The organism is Petralouisia muris (assembly GCF_004793545.1).
Lineage (GTDB): Bacteria > Bacillota > Clostridia > Lachnospirales > Lachnospiraceae > Petralouisia > Petralouisia muris.
In genome coordinates this window covers 1-1,709 of the sequence record NZ_SRYA01000195.1, presented here as the reverse complement: position 1 = coordinate 1,709, position 1,709 = coordinate 1, and the positions used below count along the sequence as shown (strand labels likewise).

The window sequence follows — 1,709 nt, the reverse complement described above, 5'->3', positions numbered from 1 at the left end:
ATGAATGGGTGTAAAGACATCCGGTATTGTTCTTTTCCTTAAGTTAATGACATTGACATTTTACTACGTTTTGACCATCCAATCGACCAAATTCATTTACCGTTTCTCCCAAACAACAACCACCACAATGAAGTTTAACAGGACAATTCCTGCAATGAGCCATTTCAGTGGATTTTCTATTTTCCAGCACTTTTACTTTCTCCAAGTCAACCCAAAATTCATGAGTATCAGCATCCCATTTGCCGACAATAAAAGGACTCATATGATATGGTTTTTCCCCTAAGACCACCATATCACAAGCAGAAATGTATCCATCTGGTGTAAGATGTGGAGCACTCAGCGGTGTGCAACAACGGCAATGATAAGGAGATTCTCCATCAAAATTAATTGCAAGAAAACTACCCCAAAAAACCCCCTTAGACTTAGCATACTCGTAAGCTTTGAGGTAATTATCAAGATACAAATCCATATTAAAATGGTATGCTTGTTTCTTTTTCTCGTCTAAACATACAGGTACTTTTCCAACACTATGAAAGAGAGGATTCGTCCATACATAACGAATACCAAGGTCATAGAAATAATCTACCATTTCAGTTTGTCTATTTATATTAATATCTGTAATAGTAACGCGAGCACCAACCATTAAATTACGGTCGCCTTTATTACTAATCAACCACTTCACATTATCTTCTAAAACATCAGCCGACGAACGATCATTGAACAAACTACTAAAGAGTGGATTCAATGGACGATTATGTGACTGTATATCTTTCATTCCATCAAAAGACATCCACATTATATTAAAATTGTCCAATGCCCAGTTGCGTACATCTTCAGTAAATACACCATTTGTCTGGATTTCAATTGTAACTTTTTCCCCTCTGTTGGGATGTGCTTTAGCATACGCCGTTATTTCTTTAAGTCTCTCAAACTCTTGTGTCGGTTCTCCCGGTCCATAAAACCTTATATGGCGACTATCATTTTGATTAAAATACCAGTCAATTCCAGCTTTAGCAATTTCTAGAGGAAGTGTTTTTTCCTCAATAGCATTACGCTCCTTTGCATTATAACAATAACTGCAACATAAATTACATCTTGTTGTTAAGAAAAATGATAGCATCTTTTTATTGCAATGAGACATTTTTATCCCCCTTTTCAACTTGTATACAGACTTTATCTTTGGCTTCTACTTCTGATTCCTATTTTTTCACCATCTGGAAATATAAAAACCTGCTCATAGTCAACTCCCAATACTTCTGAAATCTTTATCATTTCCTCATACGAAATTGTTTCTCGTTTCAGCTTTTTATTAAAATTCTGTGGTGTCTGACCAATATATCTACAAAGTTCGGCTATGCTAATATTCTTTCTAACGCATATTCGCCTTACCATATCTGATGTTGTCATAATCCACCTCCACCATTATAAAATCTATTATAAACCTTACGGTTGATAACACAATATGGATACACCATACTTTGTCGAAACATCACGAAAAAACTACACATTATTTTTAAACTACAATAGCTACTCATCACTTCGTATGAGCAATTTTTCTACATTTTTATTTTTCCTTCTAAGGGGGTTCAAATCGGTTGCGTGGGTTAAAATTGCATTCCAATGGCTGTCCATAGTTTCAGAGTATATAAAAATAACACCAGTTTACAACTTTTTTAATAAAAAAATGCCGCACAGGACTTTCTGTTGTA

Annotated in this window: 2 protein-coding genes; both read right to left on the bottom strand. The window is 35.0% G+C overall.

What is annotated here, in order from left to right; all coding sequences use genetic code 11:
- Nucleotides 1-43: 43 nt before the first annotated feature.
- Nucleotides 44-1,141 carry a radical SAM protein gene (locus E5329_RS28985; RefSeq protein WP_135992559.1) on the bottom strand — a complete coding sequence of 366 codons (1,098 nt, stop codon included), beginning with the start codon at nt 1,139-1,141 and terminating at the stop codon, nt 44-46.
- Between the two features lie 32 nt (nt 1,142-1,173).
- On the bottom strand, nt 1,174-1,407 hold the full coding sequence (locus tag E5329_RS28980) for a helix-turn-helix domain-containing protein (protein WP_135992558.1): 234 nt from the start codon (nt 1,405-1,407) through the stop codon (nt 1,174-1,176).
- Nucleotides 1,408-1,709: the final 302 nt, after the last annotated feature.

Bases quoted from the DNA above. Each gene is read 5' to 3' on its own strand.
- E5329_RS28985 (WP_135992559.1), bottom strand. From the start codon at position 1,141: ATGTCTCATTGCAATAAAAAGATGCTATCATTTTTCTTAACAACAAGA.
- E5329_RS28980 (WP_135992558.1), bottom strand. From the start codon at position 1,407: ATGACAACATCAGATATGGTAAGGCGAATATGCGTTAGAAAGAATATT.